18 protein-coding genes and 2 tRNA genes are annotated in these 20,666 nt (G+C 72.2%); 7 read left to right on the top strand and 13 right to left on the bottom strand.

The annotated features are described in order from the left end of the window. Nucleotides 1–870: 870 nt before the first annotated feature. Genes AB0M46_RS22110 through AB0M46_RS22100 form a run of 3 tightly spaced genes read left to right on the top strand, consistent with a single transcriptional unit; the run spans nt 871 to nt 5,560 of the window. On the top strand, nt 871–3,153 hold the full coding sequence (locus AB0M46_RS22110; RefSeq protein ID WP_363338755.1) for an RNA degradosome polyphosphate kinase: 2,283 nt from the start codon (nt 871–873) through the stop codon (nt 3,151–3,153). Nucleotides 3,154–3,179: 26 nt separating this feature from the next. Beyond that, nucleotides 3,180–4,700 carry a CYTH and CHAD domain-containing protein gene (locus tag AB0M46_RS22105; protein WP_363338734.1) on the top strand — a complete coding sequence of 507 codons (1,521 nt, stop codon included), beginning with the start codon at nt 3,180–3,182 and terminating at the stop codon, nt 4,698–4,700. Continuing rightward, the gene (locus AB0M46_RS22100; RefSeq protein WP_363338732.1) at nt 4,688–5,560 is read left to right on the top strand and encodes an NUDIX domain-containing protein; all 873 of its coding nucleotides are present in this window, start codon (nt 4,688–4,690) and stop codon (nt 5,558–5,560) included. Before AB0M46_RS22105 ends, AB0M46_RS22100 begins: the two co-directional genes overlap by 13 nt. A gap of 81 nt (nt 5,561–5,641) precedes the next feature. Here AB0M46_RS22100 and AB0M46_RS22095 read toward each other — a convergent pair whose 3' ends face one another. From AB0M46_RS22095 to leuC, 3 genes are all read right to left on the bottom strand, one after another. Continuing rightward, nucleotides 5,642–6,268 carry an HU family DNA-binding protein gene (locus AB0M46_RS22095; protein WP_363338730.1) on the bottom strand — a complete coding sequence of 209 codons (627 nt, stop codon included), beginning with the start codon at nt 6,266–6,268 and terminating at the stop codon, nt 5,642–5,644. 136 nt (nt 6,269–6,404) lie between these two features. Continuing rightward, nucleotides 6,405–6,992: a 3-isopropylmalate dehydratase small subunit gene (gene leuD, locus AB0M46_RS22090; protein ID WP_363338728.1), complete on the bottom strand. Its 588-nt coding sequence runs from the start codon at nt 6,990–6,992 to the stop codon at nt 6,405–6,407. Between the two features lie 16 nt (nt 6,993–7,008). Next, nucleotides 7,009–8,439, bottom strand: a complete 1,431-nt coding sequence (gene leuC, locus AB0M46_RS22085) for a 3-isopropylmalate dehydratase large subunit (RefSeq protein WP_363338726.1) — start codon at nt 8,437–8,439, stop codon at nt 7,009–7,011. Nucleotides 8,440–8,488: 49 nt separating this feature from the next. Here leuC and AB0M46_RS22080 point away from each other — a divergent pair, with 49 nt between their 5' ends. Together AB0M46_RS22080 and AB0M46_RS22075 are read left to right on the top strand one after the other, a co-directional pair. Then, nucleotides 8,489–9,175, top strand: a complete 687-nt coding sequence (locus AB0M46_RS22080) for an IclR family transcriptional regulator (protein ID WP_223101757.1) — start codon at nt 8,489–8,491, stop codon at nt 9,173–9,175. Nucleotides 9,176–9,726: 551 nt separating this feature from the next. Then, on the top strand, nt 9,727–9,999 hold the full coding sequence (locus AB0M46_RS22075) for a hypothetical protein (RefSeq protein WP_363338723.1): 273 nt from the start codon (nt 9,727–9,729) through the stop codon (nt 9,997–9,999). Nucleotides 10,000–10,422: 423 nt separating this feature from the next. Here AB0M46_RS22075 and AB0M46_RS22070 read toward each other — a convergent pair. The 6 genes from AB0M46_RS22070 to AB0M46_RS22045 form a co-directional block, all read right to left on the bottom strand. Continuing rightward, nucleotides 10,423–10,498 (bottom strand) — tRNA-Glu (locus AB0M46_RS22070). A gap of 63 nt (nt 10,499–10,561) precedes the next feature. Further along, nucleotides 10,562–10,633: transfer RNA gene (locus AB0M46_RS22065), tRNA-Gln, on the bottom strand. A 74-nt stretch (nt 10,634–10,707) separates the two neighbouring features. Beyond that, entirely contained in the window at nt 10,708–11,496 is a 789-nt protein-coding gene (locus AB0M46_RS22060; RefSeq protein WP_363338721.1) for a fumarylacetoacetate hydrolase family protein, read from the bottom strand. A 9-nt stretch (nt 11,497–11,505) separates the two neighbouring features. Continuing rightward, a complete protein-coding gene (locus tag AB0M46_RS22055) occupies nt 11,506–12,744 on the bottom strand; it encodes an FAD-binding protein (RefSeq protein WP_363338719.1) in 1,239 nt (412 codons plus the stop codon). A 602-nt stretch (nt 12,745–13,346) separates the two neighbouring features. Then, entirely contained in the window at nt 13,347–13,904 is a 558-nt protein-coding gene (locus tag AB0M46_RS22050) for a DUF305 domain-containing protein (RefSeq protein ID WP_363338717.1), read from the bottom strand. A gap of 73 nt (nt 13,905–13,977) precedes the next feature. Next, nucleotides 13,978–14,748: a lytic polysaccharide monooxygenase gene (locus AB0M46_RS22045; RefSeq protein WP_363338715.1), complete on the bottom strand. Its 771-nt coding sequence runs from the start codon at nt 14,746–14,748 to the stop codon at nt 13,978–13,980. A 487-nt stretch (nt 14,749–15,235) separates the two neighbouring features. Here AB0M46_RS22045 and AB0M46_RS22040 point away from each other — a divergent pair, with 487 nt between their 5' ends. Next, nucleotides 15,236–16,057 carry an alpha/beta hydrolase gene (locus AB0M46_RS22040; RefSeq protein ID WP_363338713.1) on the top strand — a complete coding sequence of 274 codons (822 nt, stop codon included), beginning with the start codon at nt 15,236–15,238 and terminating at the stop codon, nt 16,055–16,057. 109 nt (nt 16,058–16,166) lie between these two features. On the opposite strand, the gene AB0M46_RS22035 is transcribed toward AB0M46_RS22040, so the two are convergent. Next, entirely contained in the window at nt 16,167–17,042 is an 876-nt protein-coding gene (locus tag AB0M46_RS22035; protein WP_363338711.1) for a LysR family transcriptional regulator, read from the bottom strand. 82 nt (nt 17,043–17,124) lie between these two features. Here AB0M46_RS22035 and AB0M46_RS22030 point away from each other — a divergent pair, with 82 nt between their 5' ends. After that, entirely contained in the window at nt 17,125–18,087 is a 963-nt protein-coding gene (locus AB0M46_RS22030; protein ID WP_363338709.1) for an FAD-dependent oxidoreductase, read from the top strand. A 291-nt stretch (nt 18,088–18,378) separates the two neighbouring features. On the opposite strand, the gene AB0M46_RS22025 is transcribed toward AB0M46_RS22030, so the two are convergent. From AB0M46_RS22025 to AB0M46_RS22015, 3 genes are all read right to left on the bottom strand, one after another. After that, the gene (locus tag AB0M46_RS22025) at nt 18,379–19,185 is read right to left on the bottom strand and encodes an ABC transporter permease (RefSeq protein ID WP_363338707.1); all 807 of its coding nucleotides are present in this window, start codon (nt 19,183–19,185) and stop codon (nt 18,379–18,381) included. Further along, entirely contained in the window at nt 19,182–20,102 is a 921-nt protein-coding gene (locus AB0M46_RS22020; RefSeq protein WP_363338705.1) for an ATP-binding cassette domain-containing protein, read from the bottom strand. The genes AB0M46_RS22025 and AB0M46_RS22020 overlap by 4 nt, the downstream gene beginning before the upstream one ends. Before the next feature lie 107 nt (nt 20,103–20,209). Beyond that, entirely contained in the window at nt 20,210–20,665 is a 456-nt protein-coding gene (locus AB0M46_RS22015) for a hypothetical protein (RefSeq protein WP_363338703.1), read from the bottom strand. Nucleotide 20,666 lies beyond the last annotated feature (1 nt).

Here is a 20,666-nt window from a genome sequence, read left to right as displayed (position 1 = left end):
CGAAGCCGCCCGCGCAGAGCAGGCCCCCGGCCGGACCCGGCGAGTGCACCGCCCAAGACGACGAGGTCCAACGGGAACGGGGCCCCGGCACGCGCTCGTCGAGCCACAGAGGTCGCGCGGCCGGCTGCGGCCGACGAAGCAACGGTGAGCGAGGTCACGGTGGACGAGCCCACGGCAGACAAGGCGAAGGCAGCAGAGCGGGTGCCCGCCCAGAAGACCCCGACGAAGACGGCCGCGCGGGGCGCCGCGAACACGCAGCCGCAGGGCGCGCCGGACGGCACGACTCAGCAGGCCACGCAGCCGGAGAACACCCAACCAGGCGGCACCAGGCCGAACGCCGCACAGGCGACCGGCGCGCGGCCGGGCGCGAAGCCGGCCACCGCGAGGTCGCAAGCAGCCAAGTCCACGGCCACTGCCAGGCAGAAGCCCACCGTCGCGTCGAAGATCGCACCCGAGCCGACGGCCGCGCCCGCCATCGGGCAAAAGTCCGCACCCGTCACCGCTCGTGGCAAGGCGGCCAACGGCCAGGCGGCCGAGCTCAGCAAGGCGGCCACCACCGGAACCGGACCGAGCGCCGCCCGCGCGGACGCCGCCGCAGCCGCAGTCGCCACCGGCCCCCTCGAAACCCGCACGGACGCGGCCCAAGCCGCCACCGGCGCTCTCGAAGCCCACGCGGATGCCGCCGAAGGCCGCGCGGACACCGTTGAAGCCCCCGCGGTGGCCCCCGAAGCCCGCCCGGACACCGTCGAGGGCCCCACGGAGATCGCCACCGCGGCAAGCACGGACGCCGCTGAAGCTCTCAAAGAGGCCGCGTCCGCGCCCGGCGTCGCCAACACCACCGCCGAGCCTGCCGAGGCCGCGAACGACCCCGTGACGGCCGCGGACGAGACCCGCCAGGCGGCGGAGGGGACGCGGACCGCGCCGGACCCCACCAGCGAAGCACCCGACGCGATCGTGGACGACCTGCCCGCGGGCACCGGGGATGCCGGGCACGCCGGCGCCCGCGCGGACGCCCCTGCCGGCCCGCTCCAGGCCGTCATCGAGGAGGACGCCACCGGGTGGGTCGGTCCCGAAGGGAACCTGCTGCGGGTACCGGAGGAGGAAAAACCCCTGCCGGACGACCGTTATCTCGACCGTGAGCTGTCGTGGCTCGACTTCAACGCGCGCGTCCTGACGCTGGCCGAGGACCCGGCCACGCCGCTGCTGGAGCGGGTCAAGTTCCTCGCCATCTTCGCCAGCAACCTCGACGAGTTCTACATGGTGCGCGTCGCCGGGCTGAAGCGGCGCCTGCAGACCGGCCTGCCGGTGCGCAGGCCCGGGTTCCAGCCGCCGACGGAGCAGCTCGAGCAGATCGCCGAGCGCACGTCCGCGCTGATGTCGCGGCAGTCGCGGGCCTTCGCCGAGGACATCGCGTCGGCGATGGCCGCGGAGAACATCCACATCGTTCGCTGGGCGGAGCTGGACCCGGCGGAGCGGGAGCGGATGCGCGCGTCGTTCCGCGAGCAGATCTTCCCGGTGCTCACCCCGCTGGCCGTCGACCCGGCGCACCCGTTCCCGTACATCTCGGGGCTGTCGCTCAACCTGGCCGTGGTGGTGCGGGAGAAGGACGGCGGCCCGGAGCTGTTCGCCCGGATCAAGGTGCCGAACAACGTGCCGCGGTTCTTCGCGCTGCACGGCGCGCGCGACGGGGCGCGGGTGATGCGCTTCCTGCCGGTCGAGGAGCTCATCGCGGCGCACCTCGGGCAGCTGTTCTCCGGCATGCAGGTGGTCGAGCACCACCTGTTCCGGGTGACGCGCAACGCCGAGGTCGAGCTCGACGAGGACCGCGACGAGGATTTGCTGCAGGCGCTGGAGCGGGAGCTCGCGCGGAGGCGCTTCGGTCCGCCGGTGCGGCTCGAGGTCGCGGCGTCCATTTCGGACCACGTGCTGGAGCTTCTCGTCCGCGAGCTGGACATGGACTCCCACGACGTGCTGCGCGTGCCGGGCCTGCTCGATCTGACGGCGATGTGGGAGGTGTACAACGGCGTCGATCGTCCGGACCTGAAGGACCCGCCGTTCGTGCCGGCGACGCACCCGCACTTCGCCGAGGGCGAGACGCCGCGCAGCGTCTTCGCGCGGTTGCGCGACCACGACATCCTGGTCCACCACCCGTACCACTCGTTCTCCACCAGCGTGCAGCGCTTCATCGAGCAGGCCGCGGCGGATCCGAACGTGCTGGCGATCAAGCTGACGCTGTACCGCACCAGTGGCGACTCGCCGATCGTCGACGCGCTCGTCGACGCGGCCGAGGCGGGCAAGCAGGTGGTCGTGCTGGTCGAGGTGAAGGCGCGCTTCGACGAGAAGGCCAACATCGGCTGGGCCCGGACGCTGGAGCGTGCGGGCTGCCACGTGGTCTACGGCCTCGTGGGCCTCAAGACGCACACGAAGACGGCCCTGGTGGTGCGCCAGGAGGGCAACCACATCCGCCGCTACTGCCACGTCGGCACCGGCAACTACCACCCGAAGACGGCGCGCCTGTACGAGGACTACGGGCTGCTGACCGCCGATCCGGAGGTCGGCGCCGACCTGACCGACCTGTTCAACGTGCTCACCGGCTACAGCCGCCAGACGTCGTACCGCCGGCTGCTGGTCGCCCCGCACGGGGTGCGCCGCGGCATCATCGAGCGGATCGAGCGCGAGGTCGCGTACGGCGCGAACGGCCTGATCCAGCTCAAGGTGAACTCGCTGGTCGACGAGGAGATCATCGACTCGCTCTACCGCGCCAGCCGCGCGGGGACGCGGGTCAACCTCATCGTGCGCGGCATCTGCGCGCTGCGCCCGGGCGTGCCCGACCTGTCGGAGAACATTCGGGTCCGATCGGTCCTGGGCCGGTTCCTGGAGCACTCGCGGGTGTTCCGGTTCGGCCACGGTGCGCGCTCGGAGTACTGGATCGGCTCGGCGGACCTGATGCACCGCAACCTGGACCGCCGCGTGGAGGCGCTGGTGCAGGTGACGGATCCGGCGTCGACCGAGGAACTGCACCGGGTGCTGACCCTGATGATGAGCGACGACACGGGCGCGTTCGAGCTGTCCGGCAACGGTGAATGGCACCGGCGGCCCGGCAAGAACCCGCAGGAGGCGCTGTTGCGCCGCATCGTCGACCGGGTGGAGTGAGCCGATCCTCCGACTAGGGTGACGGGATGCTGGAGGAAGAACGCAAGTACCTCGTCGATGACGGGTTCACGATGCCGGACCTCAGCGCCGCCGGCCGGGTGCGCGCGCGGGAGCCGGTGACGCTGCGGGCGACCTACTACGACACCACGAAGCGGCTGCTCGCCAGGCATGGGGTTTCGCTTCGGTACCGCGCAGGCGACGCGCGGGCGCGCGCGTGGACCGTCAAGCTGCCGTCGTCGCGGACGGGGGTGCGCCACGAGCACTCCCGCCCGGCGGCCGGCGCTGGTGTCGTGCCAGAGGAACTGCTGGACCTGGTGACGGCGTTCCGGCGCGGGCGCACGCTGCTGCCGGCGGCCGTGCTGCGCACGGTGCGGACCGTCTACGACGTCACCGACCGGGACGGCACCGTGCTGGCCGAGGTGGCCGACGACGAGGTGCGCGTGCTCGACGGCCGCAAGGTCGCGTGGGGCTTCCGCGAGATCGAGGTCGAGCGGGTCTCCGGCGAGCCCAAGGTACTGGACAAGATCGAACGGCTGCTGCTGCGCGCGGGTGCGCAGCTGGGCGACTTCGTGCCCAAGCACCTGCGGGCGATGGGGCCGTTGGAGCCGGCGGTGCTGGTCGCCCCGGAGCCGCTGCGGCACAAGCCGCGGGCCGGCGACGTGGTCACCGAGGCGATCCGCCGCGACGTGGCGCGCATCTTCAAGCACGACCCGTTCGCGCGGCTACGGCAGCTGATGCCCAACGGCGACACCCCGGTGCACCAGATGCGGGTCGGCACCCGGCGGCTACGCAGCGACCTGCAGACGTTCCAGGCGCTGCTGGACCCGGAGTGGACGGCCCGGCTGCGGGCGGAGCTGGCGTGGCTCGCCGAGGCGCTCGGGGGCGCGCGCGACGTCGAGGTGCTGCGGGAGCGGCTGCACCGCACCGCCGCGGCCGACCCGCTCGCGCCGACGGACCAGGACGCGGTGGAGCGCCTCGACGCGGCGCTGGCCGCGCGGCAGGAGGCGGCGCTGGCGACGCTGGACGCGGCGCTGCACTCGCGGCGCTACGTGAAGCTGCTCGACGCGCTGGTCGGGGCGGTGCGCGAGCCGCGGCTGTCGCCGCTGGCCTGGGAGCGGGCCGAGACGGTCCTGCCGGGCATCGTGCGCAAGCCGTGGCGGAGGCTGGCCCTCGGCGGAGGCGGCGTTTCCGGCGCCGGCGGGCTCACCCCGGACCTGCCCGACGACGACTGGCACGAGGTCCGCAAGCGGGCCAAGCGGGCCCGCTATGCCGCCGATGCGGTGTCGCCGATCGTGGGCACCGAGGCGGTACTGCTGGCCAAGGCGATCGGCCGGGCGCAGACGGTGCTGGGCGAGCACCAGGATGCGGCGATCGCCGCAGACGCCTGGGTCGCGGCGGCCGCGGCCGCGCCGCGCGACCATGCCCTGGCGGTGACGGCGGGCCGGCTGTACGAACGCGAGCGGGCGGCGGTCACACGCGCCCGCGCCGCGTTCCCGGCCGTGTGGGAGTTGGTCGCGGAGGATAAAAACATCGCATGGCTGAAGTGAACTCGGTCGTCCGCGCGGCGGGCGGCGTGGTGTGGCGGCGCGACGGTGGGGCGACGGAGATCGTGCTGGTGCACCGCCCCCGGTACAACGACTGGTCGCTGCCGAAGGGCAAGCTCGACCCCGGCGAGCACGAGCTGACCGCCGCGGTCCGCGAGGTGTTCGAGGAGACCGCGGTGGAGGCGGTGCCGCAGGTCCGGCTGCCGTCGATCCGGTACCTGACCGGGGAGCCGGGCGTGGAGAAGTCGGTCGACTTCTGGTCGATGCGCGCGGCCGCGTGGACGCCCCGCCCGGCCGACGACGAGATCGAGGAGGCCCGGTGGGTGCCGGCCACCGAAGCCCAGTCGGCGCTCAGCTACGCCCATGACCGCGGCGTCGTGCGTGCGTTCCTGGACCTGCCGCCGGTGACCGCGGTGGTGGCCCTGGTGCGGCACGCGAAGGCCGGCAAGCGGCACGAGTGGACCGGACCGGACACCGAGCGGCCCCTGGAGCCGGCCGGGGAGCGCGATGCTCGGGCCCTCAGCGGCCTGCTGACGCTCCTGCGACCCGACCGGGTGGTGTCGGCCACCCCCGTGCGCTGCCGGCAGACGGTGGAGCCGCTGGGGCTGCCGTTGGAGCTCGACCCGGCGTTCGACGAGCTGCACCCGCCCGGGCCGGCCGCGACGCGGCTGGCGGAGCTGGCCGGCCGGGGCGGCACGACGGTGGTGTGCAGCCAGGGCAAGCTGATGCCGCCGCTGCTCGCGGCGCTGACGAACCGCGCCGACGTCAATTTCCACACTCGCAAGGGCGCCGGCTGGGTGCTGTCCTTCGCCGAGGGCCGCCTCGTCGGGCGGGACCGGCTCGCCCCGGTGACGCTGCAGTAGCGATTCAGGGTCCGGAAGCATCCGGGAATGCGAAAGGGCGGCGCCGCGGACAATCGCGGCGCCGCCCTTTTCGTTGCCTGCTTACTTGGCGGCAGCCTTCTTGGCCGGCGCCTTCTTCGCGGCGGTGGTGGTCTTCGCGGCGGCCGTGGTGGCCGTCGTCGTCTTGCGCGCCGTGGTCGACGCCGCGGCGCGGGTCGTCTTGGCGGCGGTCTTCTTCGCCGGCGCCGCCTTGGTGGCGGCGGCCTTGGCCGGAGCGGCCTTGGCAGCGGCGGCCTTGGTCGCGGCCTTGGCGGGGGCGGCCTTCGCCGTCGTCGCCTTCGCCGTCGTCGCCCTCGCGGTGGTGGCCTTGGCGGTCGTCGCCTTCGCGGTCGTCGCCTTGGCGGCGGTGGCCTTCGTCGCGGCGGTCTTCTTCGCCGCGGCGACCTTCGGCACCTTGCCGCTGGCGACCATCTCGCGGAAGCTGGCGCCGGCCCGGAACGCGGGAACCGACGTCTTCTTCACCTTCACCGCTTCACCAGTGCGCGGATTGCGGGCGGTTCTCGCGCCGCGGACGCGCTTCTCGAAGACGCCGAAACCGGTGATGGCGACCTTGTCGCCCTTGGTCACCGCGGCCTGGATCTCGGCCAGCACCGCGTCCAGCGCCGCGTTCGCCGACTTCTTGTCGCCCAGGCGAGCGCTGAGCGCCTCGATGAGCTCGGCCTTGTTCACGTTTCCTCCCGTACCAGAATTGAAGTCCCTGTGGGCAAGGTATCCCAACGCACACAGGATACAAACATATGACGGAAAAGAAATCGTTGTGGAGTAACGGATTTGACCGACGGCTCATCGAGACGCCCTGCGGGGCCTAGTGAACGACGGGTGTCCACTCCGGACGGCCTTGCTCGAAGGCGGTGATAGCTTCCTCGTGGCGAAGGGTGAGGCCGATGTCGTCGAGGCCTTCCAGCAACCGCCAGCGACTGAAATCGTCCAGCGAGAAGGCCCATTCGTGGGCACCCGCGCGCAACTGGCGGGCCTCCAGATCGACCGTTACCGCGAGCGTCGGGTCGGCCTCGATCGCGGCCCAGAGCTGCTCTACGTTTTCGAGATCGAGTTCGACCGGCAGCAGCCCGGCCTTGAGCGAGTTGCCCCGGAAGATGTCCCCGAAACGGGGCGCCACGACAGCCCGGAATCCATAGTCCTGCAGCGCCCAAACGGCGTGCTCACGCGAGGATCCGGTGCCGAACTCGGGCCCGGCGACAAGGATCGAGGCGCCCTCGTAGACCGGATTGTTGAGCACGAATTCCGGATCGGATCGCCACGCGTTGAACAGTCCGTCGGCAAACCCGGTGCGGGTGACGCGCTTGAGGTAGACGGCGGGGATGATCTGGTCGGTGTCCACGTTGGACCGGCGCAGCGGCACGGCCGTGCCGGTGTGGACGGTGAACTTCTCCATGTGTCCGTTGTCCCTTTTAGTTCAGATCGGCGGGGGCGGCGAGGTGTCCAGCGACGGCGGTCGCGGCGGCGACCGGGGGCGAAACGAGGTGGGTACGCCCACCGCGGCCCTGACGGCCCTCGAAGTTGCGGTTGGACGTCGAGGCGGAGCGCTCACCGGGCTTCAGCGTGTCGGGATTCATACCCAGGCACATGGAGCAGCCCGCGAAGCGCCACTCCGCGCCCGCCTCGGTGAAGACCTTGTCGAGGCCCTCCTCCTCCGCGGCCGCGCGAACCGAGGCCGAGCCGGGCACCACGAGCATCCGCACACTGTCGGCGACCCGGCGCCCGCGCAGCACCTCGGCCGCGGCCCGCAGGTCCTCCAGGCGGCCGTTGGTGCAGGAGCCCAGGAACACCACGTCGACCGCGACGTCCCGCAGCGCCGTGCCCGGGGTGAGCGCCATGTACTCCAGCGCCTTCTGCGCGGCGACCCTCTCCGCGCTCTCCTCGAAGTCGTCCGGGCTGGGCACGAAGCCGCCGAGGGGCGCGCCCTGGCCGGGGTTGGTGCCCCAGGTGACGAACGGGGTGAGCTGCGAGATGTCCAGCGTCACCTCGGTGTCGAACTTGGCGCCCTCGTCGGTGCGCAGGCTGCGCCAGTACTCCTTGGCCCGATCCCAGTCCTCACCCTTGGGCGCGTACTGCCGGCCCTCGATGTAGGCGAAGGTGGTCTCGTCCGGCGCGATCATGCCGGCCTTGGCGCCCCACTCGATCGACATGTTGGAGATGGTCATCCGACCCTCCATGGACAGCTTCTCGATCGCGGGGCCGCGGTACTCCACCACGTGCCCGCGCCCGCCGCCCGTGCCCACCTGGGTGATGAGCGCCAGCACCAGGTCCTTGGCCGTCACGCCGGGACCGAGCTCGCCGACGACGTTGACCGCCATCGTGCGCGGGCGCGCCTGGGACAGCGTCTGCGTCGCCAGGACGTGCTCGACCTCGGAGGTGCCGATGCCGAACGCGAGGGCGCCGAACGCGCCGTGCGTGGAGGTGTGCGAGTCGCCGCACACGATGGTCATGCCCGGCTGGGTGAGGCCCAGCTGCGGTCCCATGACGTGGACCACGCCCTGCTGGGCGTCGCCGAGCGAGTGCAGCCGGATGCCGAATTCCTCGGTGTTGCGCCGCAGCGTCTCGATCTGCGTGCGTGAGACCGGGTCGCTGATGGTCAGCAGATTGTCGGTCGGCGTGTTGTGATCCTCGGTCGCGATCGTCAGGTCGCGGCGCCGCACGGCGCGGCCGGACATGCGCAGGCCGTCGAACGCCTGCGGGCTGGTTACCTCGTGCAACAGGTGCAGATCGATGTAGAGCAGGTCCGGCTCGCCGGCGGCGGTACGCACGATGTGCGCGTCCCACACCTTCTCCGCCAGGGTGCGCGGCTGCTGCTGGCCTTGCTGTCGTGCTTCTCCCACCATCTGGACATCCTAAAATTTGGGAGGTATGTTTCGGTCTGTGGGACACAGTATGAGCGGTGTAGGCGTGCTCGACAAGGCGGTAGTCATCCTTGCCGCCTGCGTCGACGGCGCCAGCCTGGCGGAATTGGTCGAGCGGACCAAGCTTCCGCGCGCCACCGCGCACCGCCTGGCGCAGGCGCTGGAAATCCACCGCCTACTCGTCCGTGACGCCCAGGGCCGCTGGCGCCCGGGCCCGCGCCTGGGCGAGTTGGCCAACGCCGCACCGGACGTGTTGCTGACCGCCGCCGAGCCGATGCTGACCGCGTTGCGGGACGCCACGGGCGAGAGTGCCCAGCTGTACCTGCGCCGCGCCGACGAGCGCCTGTGCGTGGCCGCGGCCGAGCGAGCCAGTGGGCTGCGCGACACGGTGCCGATCGGCGCGGTCCTGCCGATGACGGCCGGCTCGGCCGCACAGGTGCTGCTCGCCTGGGAGCCGCCGGAGGCGGTGATGCCGCTGCTGCCGCGGTGCAAGTTCACGGGCCGCACCCTCGCGGAGGTGCGGCGCCGGGGCTGGGCCCAGAGCGTGGCCGAGCGCGAGCCGGGCGTGGCGAGCGTGTCGGCTCCGATCCGGGACCGCACGGGGCGGGTCATCGCGGCGATCAGCGTCTCCGGCCCGATCGAGCGGCTGGGACGCCGGCCGGGCGATCGGCACGCGATGGCGGTCGTGCGCGCGGGTCAGCGTCTCTCGGGCCTCTGAACGGACTCCGATCAACGGCGTCGCCTCCGGGCGGCGCCGTTGAGCATTTCCAGGGGTTCCGCCATTCGGTACCGCACGAGCGTCCCACGCGGCCGTGAGGCACACGACCCGATCCGACGGCTTCCGCTCTCCTCCCACCCGCGCGCCTCGCCCGGCGCGGGCGCGGCTCGCACCGGGCCGCCGACGCCCGCTACGGACCTCAGCCCGGCACACACGGCCGGCACGGCCCCCGCTAGCAGGCGCAGCGAGACAACAGGCACAGCGACGCGACGGGCACAGCGGGCACAGCGGCGCGGCGATGACGGCGGGCACGGCGCCGCGGCGGGCGCGGCGGGCGCGGGACCTCGGAATTGGGCTGCAGTGGCTCGCTGGTGCCCGCGGGAGCGGCCCCGACGCAGCCGCGATGGTGAATGGGTTGCGCGGCGCGCGGACGCGCTTACGATCGGCGGGACGCGCCGTCCGGAGCGTCCGGGAGCCCCCGGGCGCGGACGCGGGCGGCAGTGGCGGATCCGGGGCGCGGTCCCGGAGCGCACCAGCTGGAAGGATTGCCAGTGCCCGATTCGACCATACCCGCCAGCCCGCCGGAGCCGGACGACTCGGCCGGCAGCCACGCCATCCCGTCGGGGACCCCGGACAGCCCGCCGGAGCAGGGCCAGGGCGGCCGCGACGCGCCGACCCCTCCCGCGCCGCAGGAGCCGCAGGGTCCCCCGCCCACGCAGCCGGGCGCCACGAGCAGCGGCAGCGGCCGCGGCGGCTGCATGACGGCGATGATCGGCCTGTTCGTGTTCATCGCCGCAGTGCTGGGGATCGCGACCCAGCTGTGAGTCCCGGCCACCGCGCGCTGTGAACCGCCGGCGGCGCCGGTCGCAGGCACTGTTCGTTTGGGCGACGCGCCCGCGCGGCACCGGCCGGCGCGGGCGCGAACCGTTTGTGACCCCGAGCCCGGGTCGGCCGTCCACGCGCCATCTGACAGATGGCGCTCACAGGGCCGTTGACGGGCCTAGCCCAGGCCCGAGGGCCACGGACGATCTATCGCGGCCGGACGACGCCGTCAGGCCGGTCGGCGACCGCTCTGCGCGGCCGCGCCCGCCGAGGAGGCGGGTGCAGCCGTGGGGCGCCGCCGAGGGGACTACGGCAGGCGGGCGCGGTCCGGACTCGAGTGGCGCACGGCACACCATGATCGGGACGAGCGCGTCAGGCAGGTACCAATGAAAAAGGCCGCACCTCCGAAGAGGTGCGGCCTTTTGTGGTAGCCCCGACCGGATTCGAACCGGCGCTACCGCCTTGAGAGGGCGGCGTCCTGGGCCGCTAGACGACGGGGCCCCAGTACTCCTACTACTTGCAACGTGCGGTGGAACAATACAGCACCGCGATCTTGCTGCGGTGCTGGGGTACCAGGACTCGAACCTAGACTAACTGAGCCAGAATCAGTCGGGCTGCCAATTACCCCATACCCCATCGGCGCTTACCGCGCCGGAACAGAACTTTACCGGAGGTCGCGTGCCACGCCAAATCGGTTGTCCGCGAAACGCCTAATCCAAGGTCAGGACCCTGTTGCTGAGCGCGCCGATGCCCTCGATCGAGACCACGACCTCGTCGCCGGCCCCCATCGGGGAGACGCCGGCGGGGGTGCCGGTGAGGATCACGTCGCCCGGGAGCAGCGTCATCACGTGTGACACGTATGACACCAAGGTCGGCACGTCGAACACCATGTCCTTCGTGCGGCCGAGCTGGCGGACCTCCTCGTTGACCTCGCACCGCACCTCGACGTCGCTGACGTCCACGCCGGTCACGATCCACGGGCCGATCGGGCAGAAGGAGTCGAAGCCCTTCGCGCGGGTGAACTGCACGTCCTTGCGCTGCAGGTCACGCGCGGTCACGTCGTTGGCGCAGGTGTACCCGAAGATGGCCGCCGCCGCGCCCGCGCGGTCGACCCGGCGCGCGCCGGTGACCCCGATCACGACGGCGAGCTCGGCCTCGTGCTCGACCTGCTGGGACTGCGGGGGCAGCCGGATCGCGTCGTTCGGGCCGATGATCGAGGTGGACGGCTTGAGGAAGAGCAGCGGCTCCTTGGGCACGTCGTTGCCCAGCTCGGCCGCGTGGTCGGCGTAGTTACGCCCCACGCAGACAACCTTGCTGGGCAGGATCGGCGAGAGCAGCCGCACGTCGGCGACGGCCCAGCGCTGCCCGGTGAACCGCACTTCCCCGAACGGGTGCCCCTCGATCTCGGCGACGGTCAGGCCCGCCGGCCCGGCCGAGGACTCACCCTCGACGACTCCGAATGACATGCCACTGCTGTGGGCGAAACGAGCGATACGCACGCAGGAAATCTACTCCGCCCACACATGGCGCTCCACGAACGCGTTGCGGAACGTGCCCCGCGGGTCGAGCCGCTCGGCGAGCCCGACAAAGTCACGTGCGCGCGGAAGCCGCGGTGCGCGCCGGAAGACCTTGCCCCAGTGCGCCCGCGCCCTGAGCGGCGCAAGCTCCGCCTCCAGCGCGTCAACGGCCCGAAGAACAAGATCATTATTCGGTACCCAGGTGAAGTGCAGCGCCACGCTGTCGCGCTCATAGTGCGGGCTGAGCCACAGCCCGTCCGCCGCGACCGTGCGGATCTCGGAGATCTGCAGGGCGGGAACGACCAGGTCACGCACCCGTTCGACGGCGGCGAAGGCGGCAACCGCGTCCGCGCGCGCCACGAAGTACTCCGACTGCAGCTCGTCGCCGGCGCTCGGCGTGAACTCGAGCCGGAAGTGCGGCAACCGCGCGTGCCAGGGCCCGGGTACGCCGCCCTGCTCCGTGCAGTTGACCGGCGACATGGCCGCGATCGGGTGCCGCGCCCCGCCGGCCGGTCCGGCCCCGAACAACTCCGCCGGCGCGGGCGCGTCCCCCTCGCGGCGCTTGACCCACACCTGGTCGACCGTGTCGCCGCGCCAGCCGGTGAAGAGGCTCACGCTGTACCCCGCGCCCGCGATCTCCTCCCAGTGCGCGTCGAGCTGCGCGCGCGGGAGCCGTTCGAAGACGTGCTGGCTCACCCGGTACGCCGGAACGACATCCAGCGTCACCCGCACCACGACGCCGAGCGCCCCGAGCGCGACCACGCTGCCCGCGAAGTCCGCGTCCCCGCGCCCGAGCGAGACCAGCTCGCCCCCGCCGGTCACGATCTCCACCCCGGCGACGGCGGTGGCCAGATTCCCGAGCCCGACACCCGACCCGTGCGTGCCGGTCGCGACCGCGCCGGCCACGGAGATGTGCGGCAGCGACCCGAGGTTGTGCAGCGCGTACCCGGCGGCGTCCAGCGCCCGCGCCAGCTCCCCGTACCGCACCCCACCCGCGACGCTGACCGTCCCCCGCTCGCGGTCGATGCGGATGTCGGCCGGGAGCCCGGCCACGCTGATCAGGTCGCCGGGCGTGTCCGCGATTGGGTTGAAGGAGTGCCCGGTGCCGAGCACCCGCACCCGCTCGGCCCCCGCCACGATGCGCCGCACCTCCTCGACCGTCTCGGGGCGGTGCACCCGCGCCGGGCCGAACTCGATGTTGCCGGCCCAGTTCCTCAGCCGCTCGGCCATCTTGTCTCCTCGCCATGCCGCGATCCGGGCCGGCCGCTACCGCGCGGCGACCGCCGGGCCGCGCCCTCGCCTCCTTGGCGGTCGGCCCGGAGCCATACTGCCCGGCGGCGCACCGCCTTGGCCATGGCCGCATTCCCGGCCGCCCGATTCCGAGCCCAGGCGTTTTCGGGGCTTCGGTTCGGCGTCGCCGGATCACAGCCTGCGCGTCCGCGCATTTCACCCGCGCCTTCACGGCGTGGTCGCCGCAGCACGGCGTGGTCGCCGCGGTTCGACGCCTCCGGGGCTGCGCGTTTCGCGGCGCCTCGCACAACCACTTCCTGCCCCGCGCACCAGAGCCGCTACCCGCGGCGGTGTACGCGCCCGGGCGCCCGGTCATGTACACGCCGCCATCGGGCGCCTGACGCGGTGCTGGCCGCCTGTCGGCGTCCGTGCGGCATCGGGGCCGCGCCCGGGCGCGCCAACGCCGTCCGGGGCGGCACCCGCGTCTTCCGCGACTACCGGGGCGCGGAATCAGCACCTGTGCGGCGGCCACGCGTGTGGCCGGGTACAGCACGCGTGGCCGGGTGCAGGGTGAGAGGAACGCGGCCGCGCGCGGATGCCGGTCAGGCGGGCCGGTTGAGGTACCCCAGCATCTGCTGAACCTCGGCGGTCCTGGACTCGTCGATGCGCCGGGCCAGGTCCAACGCCCCCGGGTTCACGCCGGTGCCGGTCTCCATGCGGGCAATCTCGATCGCGTTGTGCTGGTGCGCGATGAACATGTTGAGGAACTTGGTCTCGAACTCGGCGCCGCTGGCGGCGTCGAGGGCCTTGATGTCGTCGGGGCTGGTGCCGTGGGCGCCGCCGTGGCCGGCGTGCGCGGACGGGTCCGCGGCCAGGGGCTGGCCCCATGCGTCGAGCCACACCTGCATCGTCTTGAGCTCGTCGGTCTCCGTGGCGTCAACCGCGGCCGCGAGGGTGCGCACGTCCTCGTGGACCGCCTTCGTCCGCGCCATTCGCGCCATCTCCAGCGCCTGGCTGTGGTGGGACGCCATCATCTGGCTGAACATGACGTCGGTGTCGTTGAAAACGCGCGGCTGAGTGCCTGCGGGGACGGGCTGCGCCGGGGCGGCGGCGCAGCCCGCCAGCAGGAACGCCGCGAGAAGGAACGCGAGGCGTTTCATGTCCGGGGGTCTCCTTGCGCGCGGTGGCGCCCCGGTTGCCGGGACGCCACCGCCATTTCAGCGGTACCGAGGGTCAGACGCGCTGCCACAGGGCCGGGACGTTGGGCGGCTCCCAGCCGGGGATCGCGGTGTGCGCCTGCCGGCACTGGTACGTCACGCCGTTGTAGGTGACGCGGTCACCGACCTTGTACGCGGTGCCGGCCGCCCACGTGGTCGCACCCGTCGGCGGCTGGGTCGGCGTCGGGGACGTGGTCGGCGAGGTGGACGGGGACGGGGTCGGGCGCGTCGGCGTCGGCGACGGCTGCGTGGGCGTCGGCGTCGGGTTTCCGCCGCCGCCGACCTGCAGGTCGACGCACGAGTAGAACGCGTTGCCGGTGTCGGCGATGTTCCACCGGGCCAGGACCAGGATCCGGCCGGTGCGGCCACCGAGGTTCACGGTGTGCGAGGCGGTGGCGTCGGGCTGCTTGCCGCCGCCGTCGACCACCGCAATGCGGGTGCCGCCGACGAAGTACTCGAAGTTCGCCGTGGAGTGGCGGGCCGTGAAGACCCAGTTGAAGGTGACGGTGTTGCCGACCGAGGTGGCCGGCCAGCCCTTGTTCGGGTCGTCCAGCTCCGCGAACCGGCTGTTGCCGCCGCTGCAGCTCGTCAGGCCTTTGGGGCCCTCAACGCTCTGCGGCTCGTAGACGATCTCGCCGCAATTGGCGACGCGGCCTTGCGCGCACATCGCCTGGCGGCTTGGCGGCGAGGAGATGTACCCGTGTGCGGACGCCGGAGCAGCCGTCACCAGCAGTGCGGCGGCCACGGCGGCCAGCGTCAGGGGTACCGCAGCGATCGCTCTGCGCATCCAATCGCTCCTTCCAGCGTGGGGGTGATGCGGCCAATGTAAAGGAAGGATTGTTAACAGTAAATAACCTTTATGAATATTGCTCAATGTAAGGCTCGCTCTTAAGCTACGGTTCAGGCTGTCTTATGACCGCCCGGACGACGCCTCCGGGCGCGCCCCGCCCGGCCGACCGGCCGGAATGCACTCCTGAAGCCGCACGCCGACGGCCCTGCTGTCGCGCCGGCGGCGCCGCATCCCAGGCCCGACCGCCCCGCCCCCGCGCCGACGCCGCACGGCGGGTCACCCCGCGCCGCCCCAGCGAGGAAGCGGCCACGATCACCCACCGCGCCGTCCCCCGCCTGTTCACCCCGCCGGCCAGCGCGCCGGCCGTGGCGTCACCCTGCCCGGACACGTTGCCGGGGCTCCGGTGGTTTATCCCGCGGCATCGCGGTCAGACCCGAGCACGAACGGACCACACCGCGCTCGCACTGAGTAGCGAGGAGGCGTCATGCCATTCATCACCACGTCCGACGGCGCCCAGATCTTCTACAAGGACTGGGGATCGGGCCGGCCCGTTGTGTTCAGCCACGGTTGGCCGCTCACCGCCGATGCCTGGGACAACCAGCTGATGCTGCTCGCGTCCAGCGGCTTCCGGGCGATCGCCCATGACCGCCGCGGTCACGGCCGGTCCGCCCAGACGTGGAACGGCAACACGATGGACCGGTACGCGGACGACCTCGGCGAACTCACTGACCAGCTCGGCCTCACCGACGCGATCCTGGTCGGCCACTCCACCGGCGGCGGCGAGGTCGCGCGCTACATGGGCCGGCACGGCACGTCGCGGGTGTCGAAGGCGGTCCTGGTCGGCGCCGTGCCGCCGGTGATGGTCAAGAGCGACAACAACCCGGAGGGCACGCCGATCGAGGAGTTCGACCGCATCCGCACGGGCCTGATCGCCAACCGCTCGCAGTTCTACCGCGACCTCAGCCTGACGTTCTACGGCGGCAACCGGCCCGGGAGCACGGTGACGCAGGGCAAGCGCGACGAGTTCTGGCTGCAGGGCATGACGGTGGGGCTCAAGGCCGCGTACGACTGCGTCAAGGAGTTCTCGGAGACCGACTTCACCGAGGACCTCAAGCGGATCGACGTCCCGGTACTCGTCGCGCACGGGGACGCGGACCAGATCGTGCCCATCCAGGCCGCCGCGCTCAAGACGGTGCAGTTGCTCAAGGACGCGACCCTCAAGGTGTACCGCGGGGCCTCGCACGGCCTGCACGACGCCTACGAGGCGGCGTTCAACGCCGACCTCCTCGCGTTCGCCAAGGACTGATGCACGGAGGCGGCCGCAGCCCGGCTCCGCGCGAAGCCGGCCGCCGTTGCCCCAGCGGCGCCCGGACGCCGGGATCAGCAGCGCTGGGTGGCAAGTTGCTGCGCGGCCCTCAGAACTCATCGAGGGTGGCGAGCAGGCGGCGCACGATCGGCGTGGCGGTGCGCTCGTTCCACGCCAGGCCGATGTCCACAGTGGGCACCGGCGGGGTGAACCGCCGCAGCACGACGCCCGGCACCCGCAGCGCCCGGGCGCGGCCCTCCGGCACGGCAGCCACCACGCCGCCGGCCGCGACCGCGCGCAGGAGCTGCTCGTCGTCGGGCTCGTACCGGACGAGGACGAAACCGCCGGACGGCCACACCTGCGCGACGATGCGATCGAACATGCCCGGGCCGTTCTCCCGCGGCCACATCACCGCCGGCTCGCCGGCCACCGCCTCCCGCGACACGCGGCGCAGGCGGGTCAGCGGATGGCCGGCCGGCAGTGCAAGACGCAGCTCCTCCGTGTCGACGAGACACCACGCGATGCCGCGATCGTCGAGCGGCGGACGGACGAACGCCGCGTCGTAGCGCCCGGCGAGCAGCCCCGCGACGTTCGGCGCGTGCCAGCCGGTCTCCGGGATCACCTCGACCAGCGGATGCTGCGCGCGGAAGCGCTCGACCAGGGCGTCCACGCGCCCGCCGCGGGCCGACCGGGTGTACGCCAGGCGGATGCGCCCGTCCTGCCCGCGCGCGGCCGCGGCGATGCGATCCTGCGCGGCCTTGGCCTGGGCGAGCAGCAGCGCGGCTTCCGCGGCCACCACGACGCCCACCGGCGTCAGCGTGCACGCCCCCGGGCCGCGCTCGACGAGCCGCGCCCCGACCTCCCGCTCGAGAACGCGAATCTGCTGGCTCAGCGCCGGCTGCGCGATGTGCAACTCCTTGGCCGCGCGCGTGAAGTTCAGCTCCCTGGCCAACACGTCGAAGTACCGCAGCCGTCGCAGATCCATGACCCTGATCATAAGCGGCGCTTATCATCCGGTACGGCACAAGTGTTAGACGCCCCGCCCGGGTGCCTGGTTGCCTGGAGCCATGGACGATGTGATCGTGATCGGCGCCGGCGTGATCGGCCTGACCTGCGCGGTACGGCTGCTGGAAAGCGGCGCCCGGGTGCGCGTACTGACCGCCGACGACCCCGCCCGGACCGTCTCCCGCCTGGCCGCGGCCGTCTGGTATCCGACCAGAACCTCCCCCGACCCACGCGTCCTCGCGTGGGCGCACGCCACCTATGACGAGCTGATGGACCAGGCCGCCGCCGGCATTCCCGGCGTGGCGAGGCGCCCGACCCGAATGCTGGTGCACGACGACGCCACGCCCGGCGGCCGGGACGAGGCCGGCGGCGAAGGCGGTGCGCCGTGGTGGTCGGCCGCGGTGCCGGATTTCACGATGCATCCGGGCGAATGGCGGTTCACGGTGCCGTCGGTCGAGATGGAGCCGTACCTTGCCTGGCTGGCCGAGCGGGTCCACGATCTCGGCGGCGAGGTCACGCGCGGGCGCGTCGAGCGCCTCGCCGACCTCGACGGGCAGGCCGGGGCGGTGGTCAACGCGACCGGGCTCGCGGCCCGTGTCCTCGCGCAGGACCCGGCGGTGTTCCCGGCCCGGGGGCAGATCGTCATGGTGGCGAATCCGGGGCTGGTGACGTCGGTGCGCGACGAGGAGCACCCGGGCGGCATGACCTACGTCCACCCGCGCTCCCACGATGTCGTCCTCGGCGGCACGTACGAGCCCGACGAGTGGAGCGAGACACCGGACCCGGCCACAACGGCGGCGATCCTGCGCCGGTGCGCCGAACTGGTTCCGGAGCTCGAGGGGGCGCGGCCGCTGTGGGAGGCCGCCGGCCTGCGCCCCGCCCGGCACGGTGGCCCCCGCGTGGAGGTGGACCCGGCGCCGCTCCCGGGCGCCGGCACCAAGATCGTCCATGCGTACGGCCACGGCGGCGCCGGCGTCACGTTGTCCTGGGGCTGCGCCGACGAGGTCGTCCGCCTGGCCTCGTGACCGCGAGCCGCGCAAGGGCGCTACGGGAAGGCGCGTGGGCTGCGCCGACGAGGTCGTCGCCCGGCCTCGTGACCGCTTGGGCTCCCGCGCGCTGATGCGCTGAGCCGCTACAGGCCGACGCACGGGCGAAGGGGCCCCGATGTGCGGACGAACGCGAGCCAAACGGAACAGCCAACCCAACGCGCGGACGCGCCACGGGTCCGGGGGGACGGCTGCGTGGCCGTCAAGGGTCGACGGCCACGCAGCGTTCGCAGAGCAGCGCCCCGGACGGACTCGCGCAGGACGCGCGGGTCACGCGTCGCGGGACTTGAACAGGTAGGTGGCCACGGCCAGCAGGAGCACGGTCCAGCCACCGAAGACCGCGAAGCCCTGCCACTGCGTCAGCAGGGCGTCCGGCGGCAGCGTGGGCTCGAAGATGAGCTGGCCCGCGTTCGTCGGCATCCAGGCGTGGATGTGGGCGCCCCAGCTGCCCGGCAGCAGCCCGGTCAGCTGCGACACGATGAGGACCAGGCCGAGCACGCTGGTGATGGCGCCCGCGGTGTGCCGGATGATGGCGCCGAAGGCCAGGGAGAACAGGCCCAGCATCGCCATGTAGAGGCCGGCACCGACGACCGAGCGGGCCACGCCCGGGTCGCCCAGGTCGACGGGGATGTGACCGGCGATGATGGCCCCGCCGAGGAAGAAGGCGGCGAAGGAAAGCACCTCGCCGACGACGAGCATGAGGGCGGCGAAGACCAGGACCTTCGCGAACAGCACGGTCAAGCGGCGAGGCTGGGCCTGCAGCGTGGAGCGGACCATGCCGGTGGTGTACTCGGCCGAGATGACCATCACGCCGAGCACCGCGATGACGAGCTGGGCGATGAACACCGGACGGGAGATCACCAGATCGACCGGGTGGTCACGCAGGTAGCTCTGGTTCCCCGGGTCGGTCGAGGACCACTGGCGCATCACGGCCCAGGCGATGACGGACATGAGACCGAGGGCGATCGCGGCCATGGCAACCAGCGACCAGACGGTGGAGCGCACCGTGCGCAGCTTGGTCCACTCGGAAAGGAGCATGCCCCGCAGGCCGGCTCGTGGCAGTACCAGATCGGTCATTGCTGTTCTCCCGGGATCGCGGCGTGGTACTCGACGCTGTCCTTGGTCAGTTCCATGAAGGCCTGCTCCAGGGATGCCTGGAGCGGGGCAAGCTCGTGCAGCCGGATGCCGTGGTCGAACGCGAGGTCGCCGACGCGCGGGAGCGGCAGTTCGGTGATCAGCAGGGCGCCGTCGGGCTCGCGGACCGCCTTGCCTCCGGCGGTGGTGACGACGGCGGTCAGTCGCTCGGGATCGGGCGTGCGGGCGCGCACGGCGAGCGCCGAGTTGCGGTCGATGAACTCGCGCACCGTGCAGTCGGCGATCATCCGGCCCCGTCCGATCACGAGGAGGTGGTCGGCGGTGTGCTCCATCTCGGACATGAGGTGGCTGGAGACGAGCACGGTACGGCCCTCGGCGGCCAGGGAGCGCATCAGGTTGCGGATCCACAGGATGCCCTCGGGGTCGAGGCCGTTGACCGGCTCGTCGAACATCAGGACCCTGGGATCGCCGAGCAGCGCGGTGGCGATGCCGAGGCGCTGGCCCATGCCGAGTGAGAAGCCCTTGGAGCGCTTCCGCGCGACGGCGGTGAGGCCGACGACGTCGAGGACCTCGTCGACGCGGCGCCGCGGGAGGTTGTTGCTCTGCGCGAGGCACAGCAGGTGGTGGTAGGCGCTGCGGCCGCCGTGGATGGCCTTGGCGTCCAGCAGGGCGCCGACCTCGCGCATCGGGTTGTCCAGGGTGATGAACGGGCGGCCGTTGACCGTCACCCTGCCCGCGGTGGGCGCGTCCAGGCCCATGATCATGCGCATCGTGGTGGACTTGCCCGCCCCGTTGGGGCCGAGGAACCCGGTGACCTGTCCGGGGCGGACCGTGAACGACAGCCGGTCGACGGCGACCCGTTCGCCGTAGCGTTTCGTGAGGCCGACAGCCTCGATCATGGTGACACCCTCCCGCTGGTTCGGCCGGCGCCCGCGCGGACGCGCCGTCTCAACGGCAAGGTAGTGCGGTGATGCTGTGACGCGGCTTTGCGATGCTGTGACGCCACTCAGCCTCGGGTGTACGACATATCGAAGTCCTTGGCCCACGTGAGGCCGTCCTGCGACATCTCCCACGAGGCCGTGATGTTCTTGCCGTCGGCCGCGAGGGTGCCGGTGAAGCGCTGGTTGAAGCCCTCGGCCGCGCGCCAGATGCGCCACGTGCCGGCGTCGAGGTCCATGCCGTACACGCGCAGGACGCCACGCGCGTCGGAGTACAGCATCGTGAAGGTCCTGGTCGTGTCGTCGAAGCCGATGACCGACGTGGTCGGGAACGGTGAGTGGCCGGCCCAGTCGTCGGACACGTCGTCGCCGGGCGGGTCGGCGTCCGAGCGCTGGACGAGGAACTCACCGTCATCGGCCCAGGCGAAGCTGGTCCATCCGCGCATCACTACCTTGCCGTTCGCGGTGGCGGTGACGTTCCACATGCCGAGCAGCGGACCCAGCCGCCGCCGTACCTCACTCATC

Source organism: Dactylosporangium sp. NPDC051485, from assembly GCF_040682015.1.
Classification (GTDB): Bacteria; Actinomycetota; Actinomycetes; order Mycobacteriales; family Micromonosporaceae; genus Dactylosporangium.
This window is presented reverse-complemented; position numbering and strand designations above follow the sequence as displayed.

Excerpts from the sequence above, each read along its gene's own strand:
- AB0M46_RS22105 (WP_363338734.1), top strand. The coding sequence starts at position 3,180 with ATGCTGGAGGAAGAACGCAAGTACCTCGTCGATGACGGGTTCACGATG.
- AB0M46_RS22100 (WP_363338732.1), top strand. The coding sequence starts at position 4,688 with ATGGCTGAAGTGAACTCGGTCGTCCGCGCGGCGGGCGGCGTGGTGTGG.
- leuD (WP_363338728.1), bottom strand. The coding sequence starts at position 6,992 with ATGGAGAAGTTCACCGTCCACACCGGCACGGCCGTGCCGCTGCGCCGG.
- leuC (WP_363338726.1), bottom strand. The coding sequence starts at position 8,439 with ATGGTGGGAGAAGCACGACAGCAAGGCCAGCAGCAGCCGCGCACCCTG.
- AB0M46_RS22080 (WP_223101757.1), top strand. The coding sequence starts at position 8,489 with ATGAGCGGTGTAGGCGTGCTCGACAAGGCGGTAGTCATCCTTGCCGCC.
- AB0M46_RS22055 (WP_363338719.1), bottom strand. The coding sequence starts at position 12,744 with ATGGCCGAGCGGCTGAGGAACTGGGCCGGCAACATCGAGTTCGGCCCG.
- AB0M46_RS22050 (WP_363338717.1), bottom strand. The coding sequence starts at position 13,904 with ATGAAACGCCTCGCGTTCCTTCTCGCGGCGTTCCTGCTGGCGGGCTGC.
- AB0M46_RS22045 (WP_363338715.1), bottom strand. The coding sequence starts at position 14,748 with ATGCGCAGAGCGATCGCTGCGGTACCCCTGACGCTGGCCGCCGTGGCC.
- AB0M46_RS22040 (WP_363338713.1), top strand. The coding sequence starts at position 15,236 with ATGCCATTCATCACCACGTCCGACGGCGCCCAGATCTTCTACAAGGAC.
- AB0M46_RS22035 (WP_363338711.1), bottom strand. The coding sequence starts at position 17,042 with ATGGATCTGCGACGGCTGCGGTACTTCGACGTGTTGGCCAGGGAGCTG.
- AB0M46_RS22030 (WP_363338709.1), top strand. The coding sequence starts at position 17,125 with ATGGACGATGTGATCGTGATCGGCGCCGGCGTGATCGGCCTGACCTGC.
- AB0M46_RS22025 (WP_363338707.1), bottom strand. The coding sequence starts at position 19,185 with ATGACCGATCTGGTACTGCCACGAGCCGGCCTGCGGGGCATGCTCCTT.
- AB0M46_RS22020 (WP_363338705.1), bottom strand. The coding sequence starts at position 20,102 with ATGATCGAGGCTGTCGGCCTCACGAAACGCTACGGCGAACGGGTCGCC.
- AB0M46_RS22015 (WP_363338703.1), bottom strand. The coding sequence starts at position 20,665 with ATGAGTGAGGTACGGCGGCGGCTGGGTCCGCTGCTCGGCATGTGGAAC.